Below are 23367 nucleotides of genomic sequence, written 5' to 3'. Positions count from 1 at the left end.
GCACAGGGCGGTGCAACCCTCCAGGCCGCCACCAGCCGGTTTGGATTGGACGACGGATCGGCTGTCTCGCTGTGGGGCTGTCGAGTCGACGGACGTCGCGACATCGAGCCGTTGCCGGAGGACTGTGGGAGCGGGGTTGTCCGGTCTGCGCGCGGGATGGCGGGTCGGCCGGCCGTAGCCGCGGCGGCCGTCAGATTTGAAATGGCGGCACCGATTGCTGGAATCACGGTTTGCGGGGGAGGCTCGTTGTGGAAAGCCAATTTTTGACCGTGTTCAAATCGATCCTCGACGTGAGGGAATCGCTCGAGGGTTCCATTCGGGACCTCAAGGGCGTGTTGGGTCCAGGGCAAGAGCTTCACGGCGACCAAGTCGACTTCTTGATCTACGCGGCCCGGCGGGCACCTCTGTCGAACGCGCAGCTCATGCAGGACCTGTGGGTCCTGTATGAACTCGGGCAGAAGCGCGACGGGTATTTTGTCGAGCTGGGTGCCTGCGACGGTTCGACCCTCAGCAATACGCTGTTGTTGGAGGAAATCTTCGGCTGGCGGGGCGTGCTCGCGGAACCGGCACGATGCTGGCAGGAGCGGCTCCGCGCCAAGCGGCACTGCTACATCACCGACCAGTGCGTCTACGGTCAGGGCGGCCAGGCATTGACCTTCAATGAAACGCGCGCAGCTGAATACTCGACCATCGATGCCCTTTCGGAAGCCGACACGCAGGGGCATCTTCGGCGGGACGGAACGCGTTACGAGGTCGAGACCGTGTCCCTTCGCGACGTGCTGCGCGAGGCGGGCGCACCGAGGGTCATCGATTATATCAGTCTCGACACGGAAGGCAGTGAAATCGAGATTCTTCGGAATTTCGACTTCAGCGAATACGACGTGAAATTGCTGAGCGTCGACCATAATTATACGTCTCAGCGCGGCGAGATCTACGATCTCCTGTCGCGGAACGGATACCGCCGAAAATTCGAGAACCTGTCGATGTTTGATGACTGGTACATCAAGATCGACACCGACGGGGCATCACCGCCGAACGGGGCTTAAGGCCGGTCGAGGCCGCGATGCGTAGACAGGCGGCCTCGGATGACCGATCTGGGCGGGCGGCGCGGCGCCGCACGCCGCTCGCAGATCAGGCTCCGACGCGGCCATGCTTCGAACCGTCCTCACCTCCGTCCTGCTGGCCCTGGCGCTGTCGGGAACCGTCCGCGCGGAGCCGCTTCCGGCCTACGGGCCGGAACTTGAAGGCTTCGCCTACCCGTTTCCGGTGGAGCGCTTCACCTTCACGTCGCAGCGCCAGCCGCTGCAGATGGCCTATCTCGACGTCCGCCCCGAAACCCCCAACGGCCGCACCGCGGTGCTGCTCCACGGCAAGAATTTCTGCGCCGCCACCTGGGAGAGCCAGATCCGCGCGCTCAGCGCAGCTGGGTACCGGGTGATCGCGCCGGACCAGATCGGCTTCTGCAAGTCGAGCAAGCCGGCCGCCTATCAGTTCAGCTTCCGGCAGCTCGCCGAGAACACCCACGCGCTCCTGGACAAGCTCGCGGTCGAGCGCCCAATCCTGGTCGGCCATTCCACTGGCGGCATGCTCGCCGCGCACTACGCCCTGCTCTACCCGAAGGCGATCGAGCAGCTCGTCTTGGTCAATCCGGTTGGTCTGGAGGACTGGAGCGCCAAGGGCCTGCCGCCGATCTCGCTGGCGCAATGGTACCAGCGCGAGCTGAAGACCTCGGCGGAGTCGATCCGCGCCTACGAAACCGCGACCTACTACGCGGGCCGATGGGAGCCTCGCTACGAACCGTGGGTGACGATGCTCGCCGGCCTCAACAGCGGGTCCGGCAAGGAGGCGGTGGCCTGGGATTCGGCGCTCGTCTACGACATGATCGTCACCGAGCCGGTGGTCTACCGGTTGCCGCAGATCGCGGTGCCGACCCTGCTGCTGATCGGCCAGAAGGACAACACGGCGATCGGCAAGGACCTCGCCCCGCCGGAGCTGCGGCCGAAGCTCGGCAACTATCCCGAACTCGGAAAGGCGGCCGCGCAGGCGATCCCGGGGGCGCAGCTCGTGGAGTTTCCCGACCTCGGTCATGCGCCGCAGATAGCGGATCCCGAGGGGTTCAACCGGGCGCTGCTCGCGGGGATCGCGGGCCGGTGAACGGGGCCGGTCCCTCCCGCGCAGAGGGGAAGGGACCGGACAGGCCTTAGAAGTACGACTTCAGCACGCCGCGGCGGCGGACGTCCAGGGTCGCGCAGTGGAAGGAGCCGCCGAACGGGCCGTAGCTGAGGAACGGTGCCGGGATCGGATCGAAACCCCAATCCTTGAGCGCCTTGATCAGCGTCGGCTGGCTCTGATCGACGACGATCTTCTTCTCGGTGATCGCCAGGACGTTGATCGAAGTCCAGGGCGAGCACATCGAGATCTTGCTCATGAAGCCTTCGACCGGGTCGGGGCGCGGCGCGATCAGCACGTCCCACTTCTTGAGCACGGCCGGCAGCTTCTCGACGTCGACGTAATCCGGGTTCACCAGCACCTTGCCGGGGGCCAGCGGCATGAACGACGAATCGATGTGCATCGGCTGCGGGCAGCGGCTCTCGATCTCGTGGATGCGGAAGCCCGGGCCGAGGTGGCGGCGCAGCCACTCGATGCCCATCAGGTTCGTCACGTTGGAGCGCGTGACGAACAGGTCGCGGCCGCAGCGGACGAAGTCGGCGGCGTCGAAGACCGGCTCGAACTCGTTGACGGTGAACTGCATGGGCTCGCCGGCCTTCAGGTTCGGCACCCGGTAATCGTAGTTGTAGAGGTCGTCGGTCAGCTGCGGCCGCGGCGCCGACGTCCAGCGGGCGCCGGCGCGGAAGTATTCCTTGAACAGCGACCGGTAGGCGTCGCCCTCGAAGTAGCGCGAGCGCCAGCACATCGGGCTCTCGATGATCTCGTCGCCGATGACGAGGTACGGGTCGCGCGGGCAGGCCACGCAGAAGCCGCGGGACGACCAGCGCGGCGCCTTGAACTTCTTGGAGAAGTCCACCGTGTCGGGGCGGCGGACCTTCACGCCCTCGCCGGCCAGGATAGTGATGAAGTTGTCGAGCTCGGCCTGGGCGAGCTTCTTCATGAACTTCGGATATTTCCAGCCGCTCGCCAGCCGGTAGAACGGCTGCGCCGCGCGCGGCAGGTTGAAGATCACCGTGAGGTGATGGGTCGGGATCGTGGCGCCGTCGAGAGAGCCGACGATGACCTCCTCCAGCGGATCCCACTCGTTCCAGGCCATGACCGGGGATTGGGGGGCCGGGACGCCCGGTTCCAGTCCGCCCGGAAGGCCGCCGGCATGCGTTTCGTCGGTCACGGCCTCGAGGGCCGTGATCGGTGATTCGCGCTCCATGACGTGTGCCCCTTCTGCGACGTGCCGCGGCCTTCTGCGTAGGCCCTCAGGCCCCGCGCCGCTTTGGCTCCCGGTGTGTCAAACGGGTGATAGACACCGCTAATCCGTGCTGCAACGTGACAGAAACGTTCCCGGCTCGGCGGACCTATTTCTGCCGCGACCGTGACCGATTTCCCGCATCAAGCCTGTTGCGAGCTTGAAAGACGACAATGAAGCGCCTGACGACCCTGGCCTCGATCGCCGGTCTGTGCACGGTCGTCGGCCTGTTCATGTCCTCCGGCCTGGAGGATGTGTCGGCCGCCGTCGTGAGTGCCGGCTGGGGCGCCGCCCTCGTGGTGCTGGCCCGCATCGCGGCCGTCGCCTGGGCGGGGCTCGGCTGGTATGTCGTGTTCCCGCGGGCCACGGCCAAGCTCGCCGACTGCGTGTCCCTCCGGTTCGTTCGTGAGGGTATCAACACGCTGCTGCCCGTGGCCACCGTCGGCGGTGACTTCGTCGGTGCGCGCCTCCTGTCGAAGCGCAACGTTCCGGGGGCGCTCGCGGGCGCCAGCATGTTCGTCGACCTGATGACCCAGGCGCTGACGCAGCTCCTGTTCACGGTGATCGGCCTCGCCCTGCTGGTCGTGATCGCCGGCGACGGGCCGATCGCCCGCACCGTCGCGGGCGGGCTCGCCATCGCCGTGCCGGCGCTGGGCGCATTCTACCTGATCCAGCGGCGGGCCGGACACCGCCTCATCCAGGGACTGCTCAGCCGCTTCGCCTCCGGTCGCGAATGGCGGGCGTTCGGCGCCATCGACCAGCTCTACGACAGCCTGCGCCGGCTCTACGGCAACCATGGCCGCTTCGTGCTGGCGCTGGTGGTCCACCTCGCCGGCTGGGTGATCGGCACGCTCGAAGTCTACGTCTGCCTGCGGTTCATGGGCTATCCCATCGACTTCGCCCAGGCTCTGATGATCGAGAGTCTCGCCCAGGCCGTGCGCGGTGCGGCCTTCGCGGTGCCGGGCGCCCTCGGCGCGCAGGAGGGCGGCCTGATCGCCCTGTGCGGCCTGTTCAACATCCCGGTCGAGGCGGCGCTCGCCCTGTCCCTGGTCAAGCGCTTCGCCGATCTCGGCGTCGGCCTTCCGAGCCTCCTGCTCTGGCACCGGATCGAGGCCCGGCTCCGGGCCGATGCGCCGGAGGAGGAGCGCGAGGCGGAGCTGGAGGCCGGACGCAGAGCCAAGAGGATCGCGCAGCCCGCGACCCTCGGCCCGTTCTACAGCTACGCGCCGCCACGCATGGGGACGCGGCTCGGCGACGGCGAGGAGTTGAAGAAGTGCGCCTGACCCGCCGGCTCGCGGCCGCCCTGATCGCCGCCCTCGTCACCGCGCCGTCGGCGCTGCCCCTGCTCGTCCCGGTCCCGGCCTGGGCCGCGGACGATCCCGCCGTTCAGACCGTGCGCGACCTCTACGCGGCCTTCTCGGCCGCGGTGAAGGACGGGCCCGGCCCCCTGCCGGCGCGGGTCGAGGCCGTCGGGCCGGCGATCGAGAAGGCCTTCGACTTTCCCGTCATGACCCGCCTCGCGGTGGGCGCGAAATGGTCGAGCTTCACGCCGGAGCAGCAGGCGGCGGTCATCGACGCGTTCAAGCGCAGCCTGACCATCACCTACGCCAATCGTCTGGCCCGCGCCGCCGGCGGCAAGTTCGACGTGACCCCCAAGGTCGAGGAGCGCGGTGCCCAGCGCGTGGTGCCGACCCGCGTCACCGCGGCGGACGGCGACGACTCCGCCGTGGACTTCGTGGTCAACGCCGAGAACCGCATCCAGGACGTGTTGCTCAACGGCGATGTCAGCGAGATCGCCGCCCAGCGCAACGCCCTGTCTGCGCCGCTGAAATCCGGCGGCGCCGACGGCGTCGTGAAGTTCCTCCGTGCGCGGGCCGACGGCATGCTCGCCGCCAAGCCGACACCGTGAACGCCGACGCCGACCTGAACCGGCCGTTCGCGGCCATCGCCGCCTGACGCGGCCGGACGACCGCACGGATCCGACCGGATGGATGTCTCCTCGCTGGCGTTGCACGGCCTCTCTTGGCTGTCTCTGCTCTGTCTGATCCTGGCGGCGGCGGGTGGCCTCTACGGGCTGGCCGCGGCCTATTGCGCCGGCCGGTACGCAGCCCGCATCGCCCCGGTCCTGGACGCGGACGCACCGCGGCCCTCCGTGACCGTGCTGAAGCCCCTCTGCGGCCTCGAGCCGAATCTCTACGCGAATCTCGAGACCGTGCTGCGCCAGGATTACGCCGGCCCGGTCCAGGTGGTGTTCGGTGTTCAGAGGGCGACCGATCCGGCGATCGACGTGGTCGAGCGGCTGCAGCAGGCCTATCCCGAGGCCCGCATCGACCTCGTGATCGACGGCCGCCAGCACGGCTCGAACCGCAAGGTCTCGAACCTGATCAACATGGCCGAATCGATCGCCCACGACGTGGTGGTGCTCGCCGATAGCGACATGGTGGTCGGCCCCGACTATCTCGAGCGCCTGGTCGCCGAGCTTTCACCGGAGGGTGTCACGGGCGTCACCTGCCTGTACCACGGCGTCCCGGCCTACCACGGCCTCTACGACCAACTCTCGACGCTGGCGATCGACACCCATTTCCTGCCCAACGTCGTGATGGGTCTGAGCCTCGGTCTGGCGAAGCCCTGTTTCGGCTCCACCGTCGCCTTCACCCGGGCAAACCTGGAGGCGGTGGGGGGCTTCCGCGCCTTCCGCAACGATCTGGCGGACGATTACGCCATCGGTGCCGCCCTGCGCGGCCTCGGCGGCCGCGTGGCGATCCCGAGCTTCACCATCGGCCATACCAGCGTAGACACCGAATTGTCCGGCCTGTGGCGGCACGAGCTGCGCTGGAACCGCACGATCCGCACCGTCGATCCGGCAGGCTATGCCGGCTCGATCGTCACGCATGCCTTCCCCCTCGCCCTGCTCGGTGCCCTGTTGCCGGGCGCCGGCACGGGCGCGCTCTGGGTCGCCGCCGCTGCGCTGGCGAGCCGGATCCTGCTGTGCCGGCACCTCGAGCGGGCCTTCGGCCTCGCCCCGCACCCCTACGGACTGTTGCCGATCCGCGACATCCTCTCCTTCCTGAACTTCTCCTGGGCCTTCGTGTCGGGGGCGGTGACATGGAAAGGTCACGATTATCACGTGGTTGCGGATGGCACCCTGATCCCGGACGCCGAACTCGGCCGCGATGCCGGCGCGCCGCTCCGCTGAACCCGGCTTTCTCTTCAACCGCCCTCCCCCCGGCATTGCCCTGAGGCCTTGAACCCCATGCGCACGCTCTTCCTCCAGGCCCCCACCTTCGACGGTTTCGACGGCGGTGCCGGCTCCCGCTACCAGGCCAAGCGCGAGATCAAGTCGTTCTGGTACCCGACCTGGCTGGCCCAGCCGGCCGCCCTGGTGCCGAACTCGAAGCTGATCGACGCGCCGCCGCACAACATCAAGCTCCCCGAGATCGTGGCGCAGGCCAACGACTTCGACCTCGTCGTGCTCCACACCTCGGTGCCGTCGTTCAAGTCCGACGTGAAGACGATCGAGGCGCTCAAGGCCGCCAACCCGAAGCTGATCGCCGGCCTGATCGGCGCCAAGGTCGCGGTCGATGCCGCCGGCGCGATGGCCCAGGCCCCGGTGGTCGATTTCTGCGCCCGCAACGAGTTCGACTTCACCGTGAAGGAAGTCGCCGACGGCGTGCCGATGGCGCAGATCAAGGGTCTGTCCTATCGCGATGCCAACGGTGTCGTGGTCCACAACGAGGACCGCGAGATCATGACCGACATGGATCAGCTGCCCTTCGTCACCAGCGTCTACAAGCGCGACCTCGAGATGGAGAAGTACTTCATCGGGTACCTGAAGCACCCCTACATCTCGTTCTACTCGGGCCGGGGCTGCAAGAGCCGCTGCACCTTCTGCCTCTGGCCGCAGACGGTCGGCGGCCACACCTACCGCACCCGCTCGGTCGCCCACGTGATCGAGGAGATCAAGTACTGCCTGAAGGAGTTCCCGCAGACCAAGGAGTTCTTCTTCGACGACGACACCTTCACCGATAACCTGCCGCGCGCCGAGGAGATCGCCCGCGAGCTCGGCAAGCTCGGCGTCACGTGGTCGTGCAACGCCAAGGCGAACGTGCCGCGCGAGACCCTGAAGGTCCTCAAGGAGAACGGCCTGCGCCTGCTGCTGGTCGGCTACGAGTCCGGCAACCAGACCATCCTGCACAACATCAAGAAGGGCATGCGGGTCGAGGTCGCCGAGAAGTTCACCAAGGATTGCCACGAGCTGGGCATCGCCATCCACGGCACCTTCATCCTCGGCCTGCCGGGTGAGACCAAGGAGACGATCCAGGAGACGATCGCCTTCGCCAAGCGGATCAACCCGCACACGATCCAGGTCTCGCTGGCGGCGCCCTACCCGGGCACCTTCCTGTACAAGCAGGCGGTGGAGAACGGCTGGCTCGACATCGAGAACGCCGAGCTCGTCGACGAGAACGGCGTGCAGGTCGCGCCGCTGCACTACCCGCACCTCTCGCACACCGAGATCTTCACCTCGGTCGAGGAGTTCTACAAGAAGTTCTACTTCCGGGCGCCGAAGATCGCCTCGATCGTCAGCGAGATGGTGCGCTCGCCCGACATGATGAAGCGCCGCCTGCGCGAGGGCGTGGAATTCTACCGCTTCCTCAAGGAGCGTCAGGGCACCGCCAAGGCGGCGTAAGGAAAGGGGTCCGGGGCCAAGGACCCGGCGGGGAGCGGGGCGGAGCCCCGCCCCTACCCAGGGCTCCGCCCTGGACCCGCGAGAGGGCACGTCCTCTCGACACCCGTGACGAGGTTTGCGTGAAGCGTCTGGTCGTCACCGCGGACGATTTCGGGCTTAGCCCCGAGGTCAACGAGGCCGTCGAGCAGGCCCATCGCGACGGGATCCTCACGGCGGCGAGCCTGATGGTCTCGGCGCCGGCCGCCGCCGACGCCGTGGCGCGGGCGAAGCGGATGCCGTCCCTGCGGGTTGGGCTGCACCTCGTCCTCGTGGAGGCGTGGCCCACCCTCCCCGCGGCGGATCTGCCCGACCTGACCGACCCGGCCGGCCTGATGCGCGCCGACATGGCCCGCCTCGGCCTCGACTTCGCCCGCAGGCCAGCGGCCCGGCGCCAGCTCGCCGCCGAGATCCGCGCGCAGTTCGAGGCCTACCGGGCCACCGGCCTGCCGCTCGACCACGTCAATGCCCACAAGCATTTCCACGTCCATCCGCTGATCGCGGGCGCGGTGCTGCGCATCGGCCAAGACTTCGGGATGCGCGCCCTGCGGGTGCCCCGGGAGCCGCGGGAGATCCTGCGCCGCGCCGAGCCTGGCGCCCGCCCGCGGCTGGCCCTCGACATCGCACCCTGGGCAGCCCTGCTCGCCGTCCGCGCCCGGCAGGCCGGCTTGCTGATCCCGGACCGCACCCTCGGCCTGGCTTGGTCCGGGGCGATGACGCCGGCCCGCGTCGCGGCTTTGCTGGCAGAACTCCCGGACGGCCTGACCGAACTCTACACCCATCCGGCCACCGCGGGCGGCTTCCCCGGCGAGGCACCGGGCTACCGCTACGCCGACGAGCGGGACGCGCTGATCGCCCCCGCAGCCCGCTCGGCCGCCGACGCGTCGGGCGCGATCCGCGGCGGGTTCTCTGACTTCCTCGGTTGACCAGGGCTGATATCTGACTTTAGTCAGATAAAATGTCGCCTACCGAGATCGCCCGCGTCCGCCGCTTCGCCCGCGCCGTCACGGCCGAGGTCGGGGCGCTCGACAGCTCGTTCCTCGGCCGGGGCCGTCCCCTGGGCGCCGCACGCGTCCTCAACGCCATCGGCGCGGGGCGCGCCGAGATCGGCGAGATCCGCAGCTATCTCGGCCTCGATTCCGGCCTGATGAGCCGCCTCCTGCGGAGCCTGGAGGAGGAGGGACTGGTCGCCACGGTGCCCCATCCCGCGGATGCCCGACGCCGGGTCGCGTCCCTGACCGAAGCCGGCCGGCGCGAATTCGACGCCTACGAGGCGCTGTCGAATGCTCGCGCCGTCGCGCTGCTGCAACGGGCGCCGTGCGCGGACGACCTTCTGCGCGCGATGGACCACGTTGCCCTCGTCCTGGGCCGCGACGCCATCGCCATCACGGAGGCCGAACCGACCGGCGAGGCGGCCCGCGCCTGCCTCGCCACCTACTACGCGGAGTTGGCCGCGCGCTTCGCCGGAGGGTTCGATGTCGCCCGGTCCTGCGACCCCGAGGCAAGCGCCATGGTGCGTCCCCGGGGCGTCTTCCTGCTCGCGGTCTCGGACGGCCTGCCGGTCGGGTGTGTCGGCCTCAAGGGAAACGGCGGCCCGGAGGCGGAGATCAAGCGACTCTGGATCGATCCGGCGTCCCGCGGCCTGGGTCTCGCCAAGCGCCTGATGCGGGAGGCCGAGGATGTCGCCCGCGATCTCGGGATCCGGACGCTGCGGCTCGACACCCACAGCGCCCTCCCCGAGGCCTTGGCACTCTATCGGAGGTTGGGCTGGGTGGAGATCGATCGCTTCAACGATGATCCCTACCCGGACCATTTCTTCGAGAAGGCCCTCTGAAATCTGGCCGAGGCGCCAGCCGCTACTTGGCCGGCACGGGATCCTTCTGCGCGACGCTCTTCCGCATGGCGGCGCCGGCGGCTTTCTCGGCCTCCGGACGGTCCTCGTCGGGCTGGGCCGGCGGCTCGCCGAGGGTCGCCGGCACCACGAAGAAGGCCGCCATCAGGGTGAAGAACAGCGAGAGCGCGAGCAGCTTTCCCATGCTCGCAGTGCCCGGATGGCTCGACAGGACGAGCGATCCGAAGGCGCTGCCCGTGGTGAGCGCCGAGAAGAAGATTGCCCGGGTCAGGCTGGAAGCGAGCATGTCGTTCACGCCGGCCCGCCAGGCGATCACGTAGTAGATGTGGAACGCCACACCGACGGCAAGCATCAGCGGCAGGGCGATGATGTTGGCGAAGTTGAGCGGCATGCCGACGATGCGCAGCGCCATCAGCGTCCAGAGGGTCGCGATCACCAGCGGGCCGAGGGTCATCGCAACGTCCCAGGGCTTGCGCAGGGCGACCGACAGGATGACGAAGATCAGCACGAAGGCCGTCACCGCCGCCTGCACAAAGGCGCCCAGGATCGTGTAGCTCGACTGCGTGGTTGCCACGGGCGCGCCGGTGGCGTGCGGGGCGACCTTCAGCACCTCGTCCGAGAAGTTGCGCAGCACCGTATCGTCGTTCGAATCACCCTTCGGGTGGACCTCGATCCGGGTGCGCCCGTCGGCCGCCACCCAATCGGCCTTGAGCTGCGGCGGAAGGTTGTCCAGCGTGATCTTCTCGGGATGCAGCAGGTCGCGCAGGCGGGCGAGCAGCGGAACCAGATCCTTGGTCAGGGCCACCGAGGCCGCCTCCCGCAGCGTCACCGGGCCGGCCGCGAGCTTGTCGAGGGTGCCGGCGAGCTGCTTGGCCTCCTGGGCGCCCTTCGCGTCCCCCTTGGCGTCGCCGGCCACGCCGTTCAGGGCCGTGGCGGCGTCCTTGAGCGCCTTGACGTTCTCGGCATCGGTGGGCGGCGGCGGCTTGCGGCCGGGATTAAGCACCGGGTCGAGGAGCTGGGCCGTGTCGGCGATCTGGGTGAGCTTCTTGTCCTGGTCCCGCGGCACGAAGGTGTCGATGCTGTTGACCGAGGCCGTGACCGGCAGTGCCATCAGCTGCTTGGACAGGGCCGGAACCGCTTCGACGCTCGGCGCCAGCACGTCGATGAAGTTGGGGCTGGTCTCGGGATTCTTGATCAGGTCCAGGTAGGTCGCGATGGACTGCGTTTTCGGGCTGCGCAGGTGCATCGGGTTCGAGTCGAACGGCAGGTGCCAGAGCAGGGGCGCCCCGGCCAGGGTCACGAGGCCGACGCCGATCAGGATCGGCTTGCGGTGGCGGATGATCCAGGGGTCGACGCCCACGAGCCAGTCGGTCTGCACTGCCGCCTTCTCGCCCTCCGGCTTGAACACGGCGATCAGCGCCGGGAGCAGGGTCAGGGAGAACAGGAAGGCCACGACCATGCCGACACCGGCGATCAGGCCGAGTTCGGACACGCCGCGGAACGCGGTGGGCAGGAAGGCGAAGAAGCCGGCGACGAGCGAGACCGCGGCGAGCGTCAGCGACCAGCCGACGCCGCGGGCGGCAGCGCGGATCGCACTCTCCAGGCTCGGCTGCTCGTAGCGGTCCGCTCGGTAGCGCACCGAGAACTGGATGCCGAAATCGATGCCGAGTCCGACGAACAGGGCGGCGAAGGCCACCGAGATGGGATTCAGCTCCTTGACCATGACGAGGCCCAGGGCTGCCGTCACCACGAGGCCCGCGAAGGTGGTGATGATCACAGCGCCGACGAGCTTGCCCGAGCGCAGGGCGAGCCACAGGAACAGCACGATCGCGCCCACGATGATGCTGTTGTTGACGCCCGCATCCTCCGACAGGGTCGCGAACTCCTCGTCGGCCACCGCCACCGTTCCGGTCAGGCGCATGCGCAAGCCGTGCTCGCCGTCGATCTTGAGATCCTGGGCGACGTTGCGGATCAGCTTGGTCGCCTGGTAGCCGGGCTCAAGCGCGTTGAAGTCCAGGACAGGCTGGATCACCACGAACTTCATCTTGTCGGTGACGCTGGTCTCGCCCCCCGACAGGAGTTCCTGCCAGGACATCCGCGCCGGCTTGCCCGCCAGCACCTTCTGGAGGGTGGCGTCGATCTGCCCCATGGGCTTCTCGAGATCTTCGAGCTTGGCATCGCCGGTCTTCACCCCGCGGGCGCCCAGCGTCATCACCCGCATCACCCCGCGCAGCGACGGATCGGCGGCGAGCGGCCCGAGCAGACCCTGCTGCTGGGTCAGCGATTCCAGGGTCTTGTCGAGGTCTGCCTGCGACATCAGCAGCAGGCCGTTCTTGTCGAAGAACGGGCCGCCGTCGGGCCGGTAGACCGTCTCGATCAGATTCTTGTGCGCGGTGAGCGCTTTGGCGAGGCTGGCGGCCGCCTCTTCGGTCTCTTCGGGCGTCTCGCCGTTGATCACCGCAACGATCGTGTTGCTGCGCTGGGGGAACGCCTTCTCGAAGTTGATCTCGTCCTGACGCCACGGCTCCTTCGGGTCGATCAGCCGCTCGACGTCGGTATTGATTCGGAACAGGTGCGCCGCGACCCCGAGGCTCGCGACCGTGAGAAGCGCCGTGAGGGCGATCACGATCCACCGATACCGCACCGATAACCCGACGAGACTTTCGATCACGAGCACCTGCCTGTTCGCATCGGACGCGCCCCGTGCGCGACCGGCTCCTGCTATCTGTCCGGCCCAGGCCAGGGCCATCGGCGACCGAGGGCTTCGCGGCTCGCGGCGCGGCTGCTCCGCGATCCGTCCCGCCGCGCATCGGGTCCGAGGAACGCCGCACCGGCGGTTCCGGCCGCGCCGCGCGCGTCAGCGGGCCGATACCGCTCGACGCGGGCCGGGACTTGCATCGCGGCCACGAGGCTCAGTAAAGAGGGCGATGCCAGATTGCAACGCGGCCGCCATGGCGTGCATCCCGCGCCTGCCCGTGTGCGCTAGCGCACGGCGTTGCTGGCGCGGCCACCAGAATCCTGGGATTCCGGTCGTATTGCCGACGCAATGCACGTGCTGTCCTCAACGATCGGACGTCCGCACCCATCGAGCCTGCGCACGCAGTTCATGTGGCGCCGTTGCGTCAGGAGCCGAATAAGATGTCATGGTCCCGCCGAAACGGGGTCGTTTCAGATTAGTTCCAAGCTAGGTCGCTGGAATTCGAGATTTTTTCGCGTTAAGCACCCCGACGCCCCGGGGCCGACGAAGTAAGGAGCCGCAATCTTGGGTATCCCCCTCCGGTACGTCGCGAAGATCGGCGGCTACATCCTGAAGCAGCACCTCACGGGCCGCAAGCGCTACCCGCTTGTGATGATGATGGAACCGCTGTTCCGCTGTAACCTGGCCTGCGCCGGCTGCGGCAAGATCGACTACCCGGACGAGATCCTGAACAAGCGCCTGCCGGTCGCCGACGCGCTCGAATCGGTGCGCGAGTGCGGTGCTCCGGTGGTGGTGATCGCCGGCGGCGAGCCGCTCCTGCACAAGGACCTCCCGCAGATCGTCGAGGGCATCATCGCCCAGAAGAAGTTCGCGATCGTCTGCACGAACGCGCTGCTCCTCGAGAAGAAGATCAAGGAGTACAAGCCCAGCCCGTACTTCACGTGGTCGATCCATCTCGACGGCGACAAGGAGATGCACGACCAGTCGGTGTGCCAGCGCGGCGTCTACGACAAGGCCGTGGCGGCGATCGCGAAGGCCAAGGAGATGGGCTTCCGCGTCACCATCAACTGCACCTTCTTCAACAATTCGCAGCCGGAGAAGATCGCCGACTTCTTCGACAGCGTGACCCGGATGGGCATCGACGGCATCACCGTCTCCCCCGGCTACGCCTACGAGCGCGCCCCCGACCAGAAGCACTTCCTGAACCGCAAGGCGACGAAGGACCTGTTCCGCGGCGTGTTCCGGCACGGCAAGGAGAAGGGCCGCGAGAAGTGGACCTTCCAGCAGTCGGGCCTGTTCCTCGACTTCCTGGCCGGCAACCAGACCTACCATTGCACCCCGTGGGGCAACCCGACCCGCACCGTGTTCGGCTGGCAGAAGCCCTGCTACCTGCTCGGCGAGGGCTACGCGGCGACCTTCAAGGAGCTGATGGAGGAGACCGACTGGGATTCCTACGGCACCGGCAACTACGAGAAGTGCGCCGACTGCATGGTCCACTCGGGCTACGAGGCCTCCTCGGTGGTCGATTCGGTCCGCAAGCCGTGGAAGCCGCTGGTCCACGCGATCCGCGGCATCAAGACCGATGGCGCCATGGCCCCCGAGGTCAGCCTCGAGAACCAGCGCCCGGCCGAGTTCGTGTTCTCGCGCAACGTCGCGCAGAAGCTGTCCGAGATCAAAGCGGCCGGCGTCGACACGAAGCAGGAAGCCCGCAAGCGCACCGCCGCCTGATCGGCCCGCGCCATTGACGACCTGAGACCCGCGGCCGTGAGGCCGCGGGTCTCTTCGTTTCAGGGATCGCCGCCCGGCGCATCACCCGAGCCGCGGCACGTGCGGCGCGCAATCCCGTGGCAGGGTCCCGTCGAGCCGTGGATCGGGCGCGACCTCGACATGGACGGCACAGGGATCGAAGCCCGAGCGCCGGTAGAAGGCGAGCGCGTCGGGATGATCCAGGGTGCAGGTGTGCACCCAGAACCGCGTGATCGGACGCGCCCAGGCCCGGCGGATTGCCGCGTTCATCAACGTGCGGCCGATCCCGGTTCCGATCGCGCTTCGGGTCAATCCGAGGAAGACGAGCTCGCAGGCGCCGGGCTCGCGGAAATCCAGTTCCAGCATGCCGATGTCCCGGCCCTCACGGCGAAGCGCGAAGATCTCGACCTCCCGGTCGGCGAGGATGGCGGCCAAAGCGCCCTCCGGCAGGGTGAGCCGCGAGAACCACAGCCAGTCGGCGCCGACCGCGCGGAACAGGGTCCGGTAGGTCTCCGGGTCGGCCCGCTCCAGGGGTTCGAGGGCGATCCCGGCTGGGAAGCGCCGGACGGGCGGCGGGGATGGCGGGCGGAGCATCTCCAGGCTGGTGACGATGGTCGCGATATGGCCGGGCGGTACCGCCGCGAAGCCCGGGGCCAGGGTCGGGATCCCCGTGTTCGGCAGCATGGCGTCCTCCGAAGATGCCTCGGCGCGGGTCAGATCGCCCGCGGGCGGCGTCGCGCGATCAGCCAGGGCAGAACGCAGGCCGCCGACACAGCGATCGCCGCCGCGTAGGCCGCGACCGGGTCGATTCGCCCGAGCAGCAGGTGCACGCAGACATAGAAGGCCAGCACACCGAACGCGCCCTGCGCGCTGCCGCGTACCACGTCGAGCGCCGCGCCGGCCCCGTCCTGCGCCCGGGCAAACACGATCAGCGGCCAGGAGATGATCGGGATCGGCGCCAGGACGCCGCTCAGGCCGGAGCCGAGATGCGGGGCGAGGGTCGAGACCAGCAGGACCAGGGTGGTGGCGGCCGCGAGGCGCGCCGGCATATCCCAGCGCGGCGGTCGGGGCCGGCGGATCGGTGCGCGCGCTTCGACGGCCGGCCGGCACAGGGCGACGACCAGCGCCATCGCCGGCAGGTCGATCGCCGTGGCCAGCCAGATACCGGGCCGGATCACGCCGTGCAGGAGGGCGCCCCCGAGGACGAAGGCCGCCAGGGCGATGGCGGCGCCGGCGACGATCCCCATCCGCTGCGCGCAGGCGGCATAAGCGAGGTAGCTGGCCGTGACCGCCCCTAAGCCCTCCACCGAACCGACGGCGGCGTCGGCGGCGAAGCGCTCGCCCTGCTCCACCGCGAGATAGATCGAGATCGGTGCCGAGGTGAGCGGCAGGCCCGAGAGGAGGCCGCCCACGAGGCTGCCCCACCGGCGCGCGGCCGCCGAGACGGCCCACATCAGCGTCGGCGTGACGAGGATCTTGGCGGCGATCAGGCTCATGACGCCCTGCGCGATCCGGGGCGTCAGGCCGCCTCGGGCGGCCCGTCATCCTCCGGATCGGCGGGGGCGTGAAGCATGTCCTCCAGCTCGTCGATCAGACGGTCGATCTGGTCCTCTGTGGCCAGCACCTTCAGGACCTCCCCCGATTCGGTCTCGACGGCCAGCTCGATATGCGGCCCGACCCGGGCCGTGAGGAACCGGGCCAGGATCTTGATGGCGCTCATGCGACTGCTTCCTCCGCGGCGATGAGGCCGACGGCCACCGCCGGTCCACAGGTCGAGATCGCGTCGCGCGCGCCGGCGATCCGCGCCTCCAGCAGCGCCACCAGCGGGGTTGCCGGCCGCCCGAGCCGCTCCGCGAGGCGGAGGCCCAGGAAGGTGCCGGCGCCGCACACGACCAGAGGGGCGCCCGCGCCGAGATCCGGCCGGCTCAGGAGGTCCGCCGCCGCATCGTGCAGCAGGCGCAGCTGCGCCTCGGCAAAGTGGCCGGCCAGCGCCGCCCAGGCGGAGGCGGGCGCCTCCGTCCGGTCCCGCCCGACGACGCGGGCGAGCCGGGTTTCGCTCTCGGCCACCGACTTGCCCTTGCGGTCGCCGCTCGGCTGCTGGTCGGCGCCTTCGGGGAGCTGGCCGAGGATGCGGTAGACGTCCGCCATGTGGGCGAAGGTCTCGGTCATCAGGCGGGTGCGGCGGCCCGCGAAGGGGGCGTGGTCGGACAGCGCGATCACCGGCGTGCGCACCGCGCCGGTATAGACGAGTTCGCCGGTCTCCAGCCGCTCGGCGTCGCTGTAGCCGGTGGCGGCCGGCCGGCCGCGGACGATGGGGATCAGGTCGGCGGTGGTCGAGCCGATATCGATCAGGAGCGCGTCCGGGACGTGCCGGCCGGCGAGGGCCGCGGTGGCGTGCCAGTTGGCCGAGGCCACGTCCGCCGCGTGGGAGGCGGCGGCCTCCGGGGCGACGAAGCCGGAGCGGCCGGCGTAGATCCGCACGGTCCCGGCGAGGTGCGATCCGGCCCATCCGGACAGCGCCGCGACGCCGTCGCGCCGGTCGGCGAAGCAGTCGGTCAGCTCGCCCGTCATGGTCACGGCGTGCGAGGCCGCGCCGCGAGCCCAGTCGGGGGCGGCGTCCAGCGCCCGGTCGAGGGCGGGCAGGCCCTGCCAGAGCGGGCACGGCACCTGGGCGGCGGCCACGACGCGGCCGTCCTCCACCAGGGCGACCTTGACGTGGACCCCGCCGAGGTCCCACCCGATCGTCATTGGGTTAGATGAGCGCATGGGACCGTGATGGGCGCCTCGATGGACCACAGGATCGGGCGCCCCGGCTTCGCGGTGATCCCGGTGCTCGATCTCCGGGGCGGCCGCGTGGTGCGGGCGCGCCGGGGTGAACGCTCCTCCTATGCCCCGATCGAGACGCCCTTGGCAAAGGGATCCGCGCCCGCCGCGGTGGCGCGCGGCTTGTGCGACGCGTGGCCCGCCGCGATCCTCTACGTCGCCGATCTCGACGCGATCATCGATCGTGCCGCGCCCGATCTGCGCGCCCTGGAGGCGATCGCCCGCGCCTGCCCGGATGCCGCCCTGTGGGTTGATGCGGGCTTCGCCGAAGCGGCCGGCGTCGACGCCTTCCTGGCCTCCGGCCTCGGGCGGCCGGTGATCGGCAGCGAGAGCCAGGCGGATGCCGGCCTCGTGGCGCGCCTCGGCGACCGGGCGGTGTTCTCCCTCGACACCCGCGGCACGGAGCGGCTCGGCCCGGCGGCGCTCCACGACGATCCGACGATCTGGCCGCCTGAAGTGATCGCCATGACGCTGGCGCAGGTCGGCGCCGGGGCCGGCCCAGACCTCGCGGCCCTCGGCGCCTTGCGGGCGCGGGCGCCGGATCGCCACCTCTACGCGGCGGGCGGCGTCCGCGGCCCGGACGACCTGCGGGCGCTGCGCACGGCCGGGATCGCCGGGGCGCTGGTCGCCTCGGCGCTCCACGACGGCACCCTGTCCCGGGCCGCCGCGCCGGATCTCGCCTGATGCTTCCGGCGGGCAACACGGGCTGCTAAGAGGCTGCAGCAGAGGTATCGACGCTCCCTTCGTCTTTGCGAGCGGAGCGAAGCAATCCAGCGGCGCTACGCTCGCCGAGGTCGAGCTGCCCTGGGTTGCTTCGCTCCGCTCGCAAGGACGGGACGGACAGGAAGCGCAACCGCGAGAGCCGTCAGACGATGGAAAAGTTCACGACCCTGGAGGGCGTCGCGGCGTCCATGCGGACGATCAACGTTGATACCGACCGGATCATCCCGGCGAAGTATCTGAAGACGATCCGTCGGACCGGGCTCGGCACGAGCCTGTTCGCCGAAATGCGCTATCGCGAGGACGGCACCGAGAACCCGGACTTCATCCTCAACAAGCCCGCCTACCGGAACACCAAGATCCTCGTGTGCGGCGACAATTTCGGCTGCGGCTCATCGCGGGAACACGCGCCCTGGGCGCTCGCCGATTTCGGCATCCGCTGCGTGATCTCGACGAGCTTCGCCGACATTTTCTTCAACAACTGCGCCAAGAACGGCATCCTGGCGATCGTCGTGTCCGCCGAAGACCTTGAGAAGCTGTTCGAGGATGCCGAGCGCGGCGCGAACGCGACCCTGTCGATCGATCTGGCGGCGCAGACGATCCGGGGGCCGGACGGCGGCACCCTGCATTTCGACATCGACGCGGGCCGCAAGCACAACCTGTTGAACGGGCTCGACGAGATCGGCCTGACCCTGGAGCGCGCCGCGTCCATCGACGCCTACGAGCAGAAGCTCGCCCAGCGGGAATGGGCCTGAGCGAGGTCCCGACCTCCGAGCCCTGCCGATAGGCGACCGATGGGCGGTCCTGCGCCGGCCGGTCGTCGTTTGCCCTGCCCGGGGAAGGCTTCGATCAGAGCGGCGCCGGCATGCGGCGCGCCCGTCTCCCGCCTTGAGGCGGCCTTGACCTCGCCGACGCGGCCGGGCGTGCCGATCCGTTCGGCGCCGTACCGGTTCCGATCCTTCATCATGGGTTCCGCCGTCAGGCCTGGAAGGTCCCGCCGTGGCCGGTCGGGTTCGGTGCCAACCTGCCGGTCGGCCGACAAGCGGGTCCGGGCGAGGCGCCGCGCCTCACGCTTCGTTAACCCACATGTCGCCTGAATCCGCCGGCAGAGTCTGACCCGCATCGTGAGGATCGCCTGAATGCCGAAGCACCCGACGGGACCGAGACTCGCGCGCGCGGTCGGGCTGCTCGCCGGCATCGCGGCGCTGCCCCTGACGACCCTGTCGGCGCGGGCCGATTTCGACGGCTGCCTCGCCGGTATCCAGTCCCAGGCGGCCGCCGCCGGGGTCTCGGCGCAGACCTTCCGGTCCGCCACGAGCGGGATCAGCTACGACGACAAGGTGATCGAACTCTCGCAGGCGCAGCCCGAGTTCAAGACGCCGATCTGGGACTACATGGCGGCGCTGGTCGACGACGAGCGGGTCGAGGACGGGCGCGCGGCCATGCGCCAGCACGCGGCGGCCCTCGCCCAGGCCGAGTCGCGCTACGGGGTCGACCGCTACACGATCGCCGCCGTCTGGGGCGTCGAGTCGAATTTTGGCAAGAACCTCGGCAAGATGCCGCTGGTGCAGTCGCTGGCGACGCTGGCCTGCTCGAGCAACCGCCGCCGGGACTTCTTCCGCGGCGAGCTGATCGCCACCCTGCGGATCATCGAGCGGGGCGACATCGCGCCCGAGCGGCTGACCGGCTCCTGGGCGGGCGCCTTCGGCCAGACCCAGTTCATGCCGACCACCTATCACCGCCTCGCGGTCGACGGCGACGGCGACGGGCGGCGCGACGTGGTCGATTCGGTGGCCGACGCGGTCGGGTCCACCGCCAACTTCCTGCACGTCGCCAAGTGGCAGAACGGCCAGGTCTGGGGCTACGAGGTGAAGCTGCCCCGCGGCTTCAACGTCGGCGCCGCCGGACGCAAGAACAAGAAGCCGCTCGCTCACTGGGCTTCGCTCGGCGTGACCCGCGTGGACGGCCGCCCGCTCTCGGGCGACGGACCGGCCGGAATCATCGCGCCGGCCGGGATCGACGGGCCGGCCTTCCTGGTCACCAGGAACTTCGACGCGATCTACTCGTACAACGCCGCCGAGTCCTACGGCCTCGCCATCGCGGTCCTGTCCGACCGGCTGCGCGGCAAGGCCGGCGTCCAGGCCGCCTGGCCGACCGACGATCCGCCCCTGTCCCGGGCCGAGCGCCGCGACCTCCAGACCCGGCTCGCGGCCCGCGGCTACGATGTCGGCGAGCCGGACGGCAAGGTCGGCCAGAAGACCCGCGACGCCATCAAGGATGTGGAGCGCAAGCTCGGCATGAATCCCACGGGCCGTCCCGGCGGCAAGGTGCTGGAAGCCCTGCGCGGCGGATGAGCCGGCGGCTCATCACGTCAGGCTCCCCGTTCGAGCGGGACTACGGCTACTCCCGGGCGGTGGTCGACGGGGATACCGTCCATCTGTCCGGGACGACCGGCTACGACTACGCCACGATGACCATGCCCGAGGGTGCCGCCGCGCAGGCCGAGGCATGCTGGCGCACGATCCGGTCGGTTCTCGCCGAGGCCGGGACGGACCTCGCCGGCATCGTACGCGCCACCTATTACGTCACCGACCGGGACGACGCCGAGGCCGTGCTGGCGGTCTGCGGACGGGTTCTGGCCGACATCCGGCCGGCCGCCACGATCGTGCTCGTGGCGGGCCTTCTGCGCCCCGAGATGCGCGTCGAGATCGAGGTCACCGCGCGGATCGGGTAGCGCTGTCCGCATCGCGCCGGGGACGGCGCGCGGGCCCTGCGTGCCGTTCTGCCGGACCGTCCGATCCATCGATACAAACGCCCCGATCGCGCCCGAACCGCGGCTGCCCGCCCCTACCGGTTGCAGCGGCCATTCGGGCCGCCCGCCTGTGCGCTCCGGCGTTCCGGCCGGCGCGGCATTGCCCTCGGGTTCTGTTGCCCCGACGAAAGCCTCTCCTTACGCCCCACGCACGCCGTTCCCGAGGCAGCCGCTTCGTCGTCCCGTGTTGAGATCCACGAGGCACAACTTACAGGTAATGATCTTGTCCTGCGGACTTAAGTTGACATGAGCATTCAGGCTTATCAGATCTCGACGTGGACTCGCCGGTTTTTTCGATCCGTGAGAATATGTTATGTTCGATGGGTTTTTTAAGAATGGTCTATCGCGTCGAATTGCTGCTCAAACTTTACTCATTGGGTTGGTTATAGCAATCATCGGAGCCGGTGGATTGCGATCGTATTATCTGGAGATGGTGTCTGGACGCCTGCAATCCTTGCACACGATCACGGAGCTGTTCACAACCTACGCGCAGCACCTCGAGTCCCAGGTGCGGAGCGGCGCCCTGACCCGCGATGCTGCCCTGGCGGAGCTGGCCGAGACGGCCATGGCCATGCGCTTCGACAACGGCACCAACTACGTCGCCATCTATGAGATGGACGGAACGGTTCTGGCGGTTCCCGACCGCAGGCTTGTCGGCAGCAACCAGCTGGAAACCCAGGTCGACGGGGTGCGCGTGGCCGGGACGCTGATCGATCGGCTGAAGACCTCCGACACGGCCATGATGACCTACCTTTATCCCCGGCCTGGGCGTGAGGGCCTGTATCCGAAGACGACGCTCGCCGTCAGGTTCACGCCCTGGAACATCGTGATCGCGGCGGGGACCTATACGGACGACATCAAGGCAGCCTTCTTCGCCCTCGCCCTGGCGGCGGTCGGCCTGCTCGTCGGGGTGGGCACCCTCGGGCTGATCGGCTCGGTCCTGATCGGGCGCGGTATCACGCGTCCGCTCGCTCAGCTCGGTCGTCGGATGCAGGCCCTCGCCCAGGGCGACGGCACGGACCCGATTCCCGGGCTCGAGCGGAAGGACGAGATCGGTCAGATGGCCCGGACCGTGGAGGTGTTCCGCCAAGCGCTGATCGCCAAGGCCGAGATGGACCGGGCGGCGGCGCAGGAAACGCAGGCCAAGGCCCGGCACGCCCAGAAGCTCGACGACCTCACCCGGGCGTTCGAGGCCAATGCCGCGTCCCTGATGACCGGTGTCTCGGCCGCCGCCACGCAGATGGAGGCGACCGCGGAGGTCATGGCGCGGACGGCCTCGCGCACCCGTGCCCGGGCCACGCGGGTCGCCGGGGGCGCGCAGGAGACCGCCGGGAGCGTACAGAGCGTCGCCGCCGCCACCGAGGAAATGGCGATCACCATCCAGGAAATCTCCGGACAGATGACGCAATCCTCGGCCAAGACCGCGCAGGCGGCCACCGAGTCGCAGCGCACGGACGCCATCGTGGGCGACCTCCTGAACGGGGCCGAGCGGATCGGGGCCGTCGCCAGCATGATCGCGGGCATCGCCCGTCAGACCAACCTCCTGGCCCTCAACGCCACGATTGAGGCGGCCCGGGCCGGCGAGGCGGGTCGGGGCTTCGCCGTCGTGGCCGCCGAGGTCAAGGGGCTGGCCGAGCAGACCGCCACCGCCACCGCGGAGATCGCCACCCGGATCGGCGCCGTCCAAGCGTCGACCCGGCAGGCCGTGGAGGCGATCCAGGGAATCGGTCGCACCATGGGAGAGGTCAGCACCCTTGCGGCGGCGGTCGCGGCTGCGATCGAGCAGCAGGGGGCGACCACCCAGGAGATCGTGCGCAGCGTTGCGCGCGCCGCGGCGGGCACCGAGGCGGTCACCGGCAACATCGCCGACGTCTCGCAGGGCGCCGAGGAAACCGGCGGTGCGGCCGAGCTGGTTCTCGGCGCCGCGGTCGACATGTCGCGCAGGTCCGAGCAGCTCTCCGCCGAGATCCACCGGTTCCTCGACGGCATCCGCGCCGCCTGAGCGGCGCGTGTCGTCCGCCGGGGCGGCGGCGCCGCACAACAAAAGACCGGCCCGGCTGAGCCGGACCGGTCTGAAACGGGGCGATCGCTCCGGCCTGCGGAACGGGTCGGACCGCTTATTCGGCGGCGGCCGGCGCCGCGGCCGGCGTATCCTTGGCCTTGTAGCGGTCGGTGCGCTCGACGATGCGGGCCGACTTCCCGCGGCGGTCGCGCAGGTAGTACAGCTTGGCGCGGCGCACCTTGCCGCGGCGGGCCACCTTGATCGAATCGATCATCGGGGAATGGACCGGGAAGACGCGCTCCACGCCTTCGCCGTAGGAGATCTTGCGGACCGTGAAGCTCTCGTTGAGGCCGCCGCCCGAGCGGGCGATGCAGACGCCCTCGTAGGCCTGGACGCGGGTGCGCTCGCCTTCCTTCACGCGGACGTTCACGATGAGGGTATCGCCCGGCTCGAAATCCGGGATGGTCTTGGCGAGGCGCGCGACTTCCTCGCGCTCCAGCTGCTCGATGATGTTCATGGCATAGCTCCGGCCGTCGCGCCGTTCCGCCCCTCATGGGCGACCGGCACCAGGATTTCGGC

Annotated in this window: 21 protein-coding genes; 14 read left to right on the top strand and 7 right to left on the bottom strand. The window is 69.3% G+C overall.

Features of this window, described 5'->3' with window-relative positions:
• The first annotated feature begins 248 nt into the window (after positions 1-248).
• Both AC1DXK_RS11740 and AC1DXK_RS11735 read left to right on the top strand, forming a co-directional pair.
• On the top strand, positions 249-1046 hold the full coding sequence (locus tag AC1DXK_RS11740) for an FkbM family methyltransferase (RefSeq protein ID WP_457107197.1): 798 nt from the start codon (positions 249-251) through the stop codon (positions 1044-1046).
• Between the two features lie 103 nt (positions 1047-1149).
• The gene (locus AC1DXK_RS11735; protein WP_457107198.1) at positions 1150-2154 is read left to right on the top strand and encodes an alpha/beta fold hydrolase; all 1005 of its coding nucleotides are present in this window, start codon (positions 1150-1152) and stop codon (positions 2152-2154) included.
• A gap of 46 nt (positions 2155-2200) precedes the next feature.
• Here AC1DXK_RS11735 and AC1DXK_RS11730 read toward each other — a convergent pair whose 3' ends face one another.
• Positions 2201-3376: an amidinotransferase gene (locus tag AC1DXK_RS11730; RefSeq protein ID WP_457107199.1), complete on the bottom strand. Its 1176-nt coding sequence runs from the start codon at positions 3374-3376 to the stop codon at positions 2201-2203.
• Between the two features lie 209 nt (positions 3377-3585).
• On the opposite strand from AC1DXK_RS11730, the gene AC1DXK_RS11725 reads away from it, so the two are divergent.
• The 6 genes from AC1DXK_RS11725 (at position 3586) to AC1DXK_RS11700 (ending at position 9969) form a co-directional block, all read left to right on the top strand.
• The gene (locus AC1DXK_RS11725; protein WP_457107200.1) at positions 3586-4695 is read left to right on the top strand and encodes a flippase-like domain-containing protein; all 1110 of its coding nucleotides are present in this window, start codon (positions 3586-3588) and stop codon (positions 4693-4695) included.
• A complete protein-coding gene (locus AC1DXK_RS11720; protein ID WP_457107201.1) occupies positions 4686-5321 on the top strand; it encodes an MlaC/ttg2D family ABC transporter substrate-binding protein in 636 nt (211 codons plus the stop codon). The genes AC1DXK_RS11725 and AC1DXK_RS11720 overlap by 10 nt, the downstream gene beginning before the upstream one ends.
• A 78-nt stretch (positions 5322-5399) precedes the next feature.
• Complete coding sequence (gene hpnI, locus AC1DXK_RS11715) at positions 5400-6608, top strand: bacteriohopanetetrol glucosamine biosynthesis glycosyltransferase HpnI (RefSeq protein WP_457107202.1); 1209 nt, start codon at positions 5400-5402, stop codon at positions 6606-6608.
• A gap of 57 nt (positions 6609-6665) precedes the next feature.
• On the top strand, positions 6666-8099 hold the full coding sequence (hpnJ, locus tag AC1DXK_RS11710; RefSeq protein ID WP_149310638.1) for a hopanoid biosynthesis associated radical SAM protein HpnJ: 1434 nt from the start codon (positions 6666-6668) through the stop codon (positions 8097-8099).
• 119 nt (positions 8100-8218) lie between these two features.
• Positions 8219-9061: a hopanoid biosynthesis-associated protein HpnK gene (gene hpnK / locus AC1DXK_RS11705; protein WP_457107203.1), complete on the top strand. Its 843-nt coding sequence runs from the start codon at positions 8219-8221 to the stop codon at positions 9059-9061.
• A 32-nt stretch (positions 9062-9093) separates the two neighbouring features.
• Entirely contained in the window at positions 9094-9969 is an 876-nt protein-coding gene (locus AC1DXK_RS11700) for a bifunctional helix-turn-helix transcriptional regulator/GNAT family N-acetyltransferase (protein ID WP_457107204.1), read from the top strand.
• Between the two features lie 22 nt (positions 9970-9991).
• Here AC1DXK_RS11700 and AC1DXK_RS11695 read toward each other — a convergent pair whose 3' ends face one another.
• On the bottom strand, positions 9992-12658 hold the full coding sequence (locus tag AC1DXK_RS11695; protein ID WP_457107222.1) for an MMPL family transporter: 2667 nt from the start codon (positions 12656-12658) through the stop codon (positions 9992-9994).
• A gap of 591 nt (positions 12659-13249) precedes the next feature.
• Between AC1DXK_RS11695 and hpnH the strand changes: the two genes are divergently transcribed.
• Positions 13250-14413, top strand: a complete 1164-nt coding sequence (gene hpnH, locus AC1DXK_RS11690; RefSeq protein ID WP_243927709.1) for an adenosyl-hopene transferase HpnH — start codon at positions 13250-13252, stop codon at positions 14411-14413.
• A gap of 81 nt (positions 14414-14494) precedes the next feature.
• Here hpnH and AC1DXK_RS11685 read toward each other — a convergent pair whose 3' ends face one another.
• Genes AC1DXK_RS11685 through AC1DXK_RS11670 form a run of 4 tightly spaced genes read right to left on the bottom strand, consistent with a single transcriptional unit; the run spans position 14495 to position 17197 of the window.
• Positions 14495-15115 (bottom strand): GNAT family N-acetyltransferase, encoded by a 621-nt coding sequence (locus AC1DXK_RS11685; protein WP_457107205.1) that lies wholly within the window; start codon positions 15113-15115, stop codon positions 14495-14497.
• A 29-nt stretch (positions 15116-15144) separates the two neighbouring features.
• Entirely contained in the window at positions 15145-15927 is a 783-nt protein-coding gene (locus AC1DXK_RS11680) for a hypothetical protein (protein ID WP_457107206.1), read from the bottom strand.
• A 23-nt stretch (positions 15928-15950) separates the two neighbouring features.
• A complete protein-coding gene (locus AC1DXK_RS11675; RefSeq protein ID WP_457107207.1) occupies positions 15951-16151 on the bottom strand; it encodes a hypothetical protein in 201 nt (66 codons plus the stop codon).
• On the bottom strand, positions 16148-17197 hold the full coding sequence (locus tag AC1DXK_RS11670; protein WP_457107208.1) for a hydantoinase/oxoprolinase family protein: 1050 nt from the start codon (positions 17195-17197) through the stop codon (positions 16148-16150). Before AC1DXK_RS11670 ends, AC1DXK_RS11675 begins: the two co-directional genes overlap by 4 nt.
• A gap of 9 nt (positions 17198-17206) precedes the next feature.
• Between AC1DXK_RS11670 and AC1DXK_RS11665 the strand changes: the two genes are divergently transcribed.
• From AC1DXK_RS11665 to AC1DXK_RS11645, 5 genes are all read left to right on the top strand, one after another.
• Positions 17207-17938 carry a HisA/HisF-related TIM barrel protein gene (locus AC1DXK_RS11665; protein WP_457107209.1) on the top strand — a complete coding sequence of 244 codons (732 nt, stop codon included), beginning with the start codon at positions 17207-17209 and terminating at the stop codon, positions 17936-17938.
• A 188-nt stretch (positions 17939-18126) separates the two neighbouring features.
• Positions 18127-18729, top strand: coding sequence for a 3-isopropylmalate dehydratase small subunit (leuD, locus tag AC1DXK_RS11660; protein WP_457107210.1), 603 nt, complete (start codon positions 18127-18129; stop codon positions 18727-18729).
• Positions 18730-19113: 384 nt separating this feature from the next.
• Positions 19114-20328 (top strand): lytic murein transglycosylase, encoded by a 1215-nt coding sequence (locus tag AC1DXK_RS11655; protein ID WP_457107211.1) that lies wholly within the window; start codon positions 19114-19116, stop codon positions 20326-20328.
• Positions 20325-20708: a RidA family protein gene (locus tag AC1DXK_RS11650; protein ID WP_457107212.1), complete on the top strand. Its 384-nt coding sequence runs from the start codon at positions 20325-20327 to the stop codon at positions 20706-20708. The genes AC1DXK_RS11655 and AC1DXK_RS11650 overlap by 4 nt, the downstream gene beginning before the upstream one ends.
• Before the next feature lie 532 nt (positions 20709-21240).
• The gene (locus AC1DXK_RS11645) at positions 21241-22788 is read left to right on the top strand and encodes a methyl-accepting chemotaxis protein (protein WP_457107213.1); all 1548 of its coding nucleotides are present in this window, start codon (positions 21241-21243) and stop codon (positions 22786-22788) included.
• 115 nt (positions 22789-22903) lie between these two features.
• Here AC1DXK_RS11645 and rplS read toward each other — a convergent pair whose 3' ends face one another.
• On the bottom strand, positions 22904-23305 hold the full coding sequence (gene rplS / locus AC1DXK_RS11640; protein ID WP_457107214.1) for a 50S ribosomal protein L19: 402 nt from the start codon (positions 23303-23305) through the stop codon (positions 22904-22906).
• Between the last annotated feature and the right edge of the window lie 62 nt (positions 23306-23367).

Source organism: Methylobacterium sp. P3_A11 (assembly GCF_056403155.1).
Note: the sequence above shows the minus strand (reverse complement) of the source record. Positions and strands in the feature narration are given on the sequence as shown.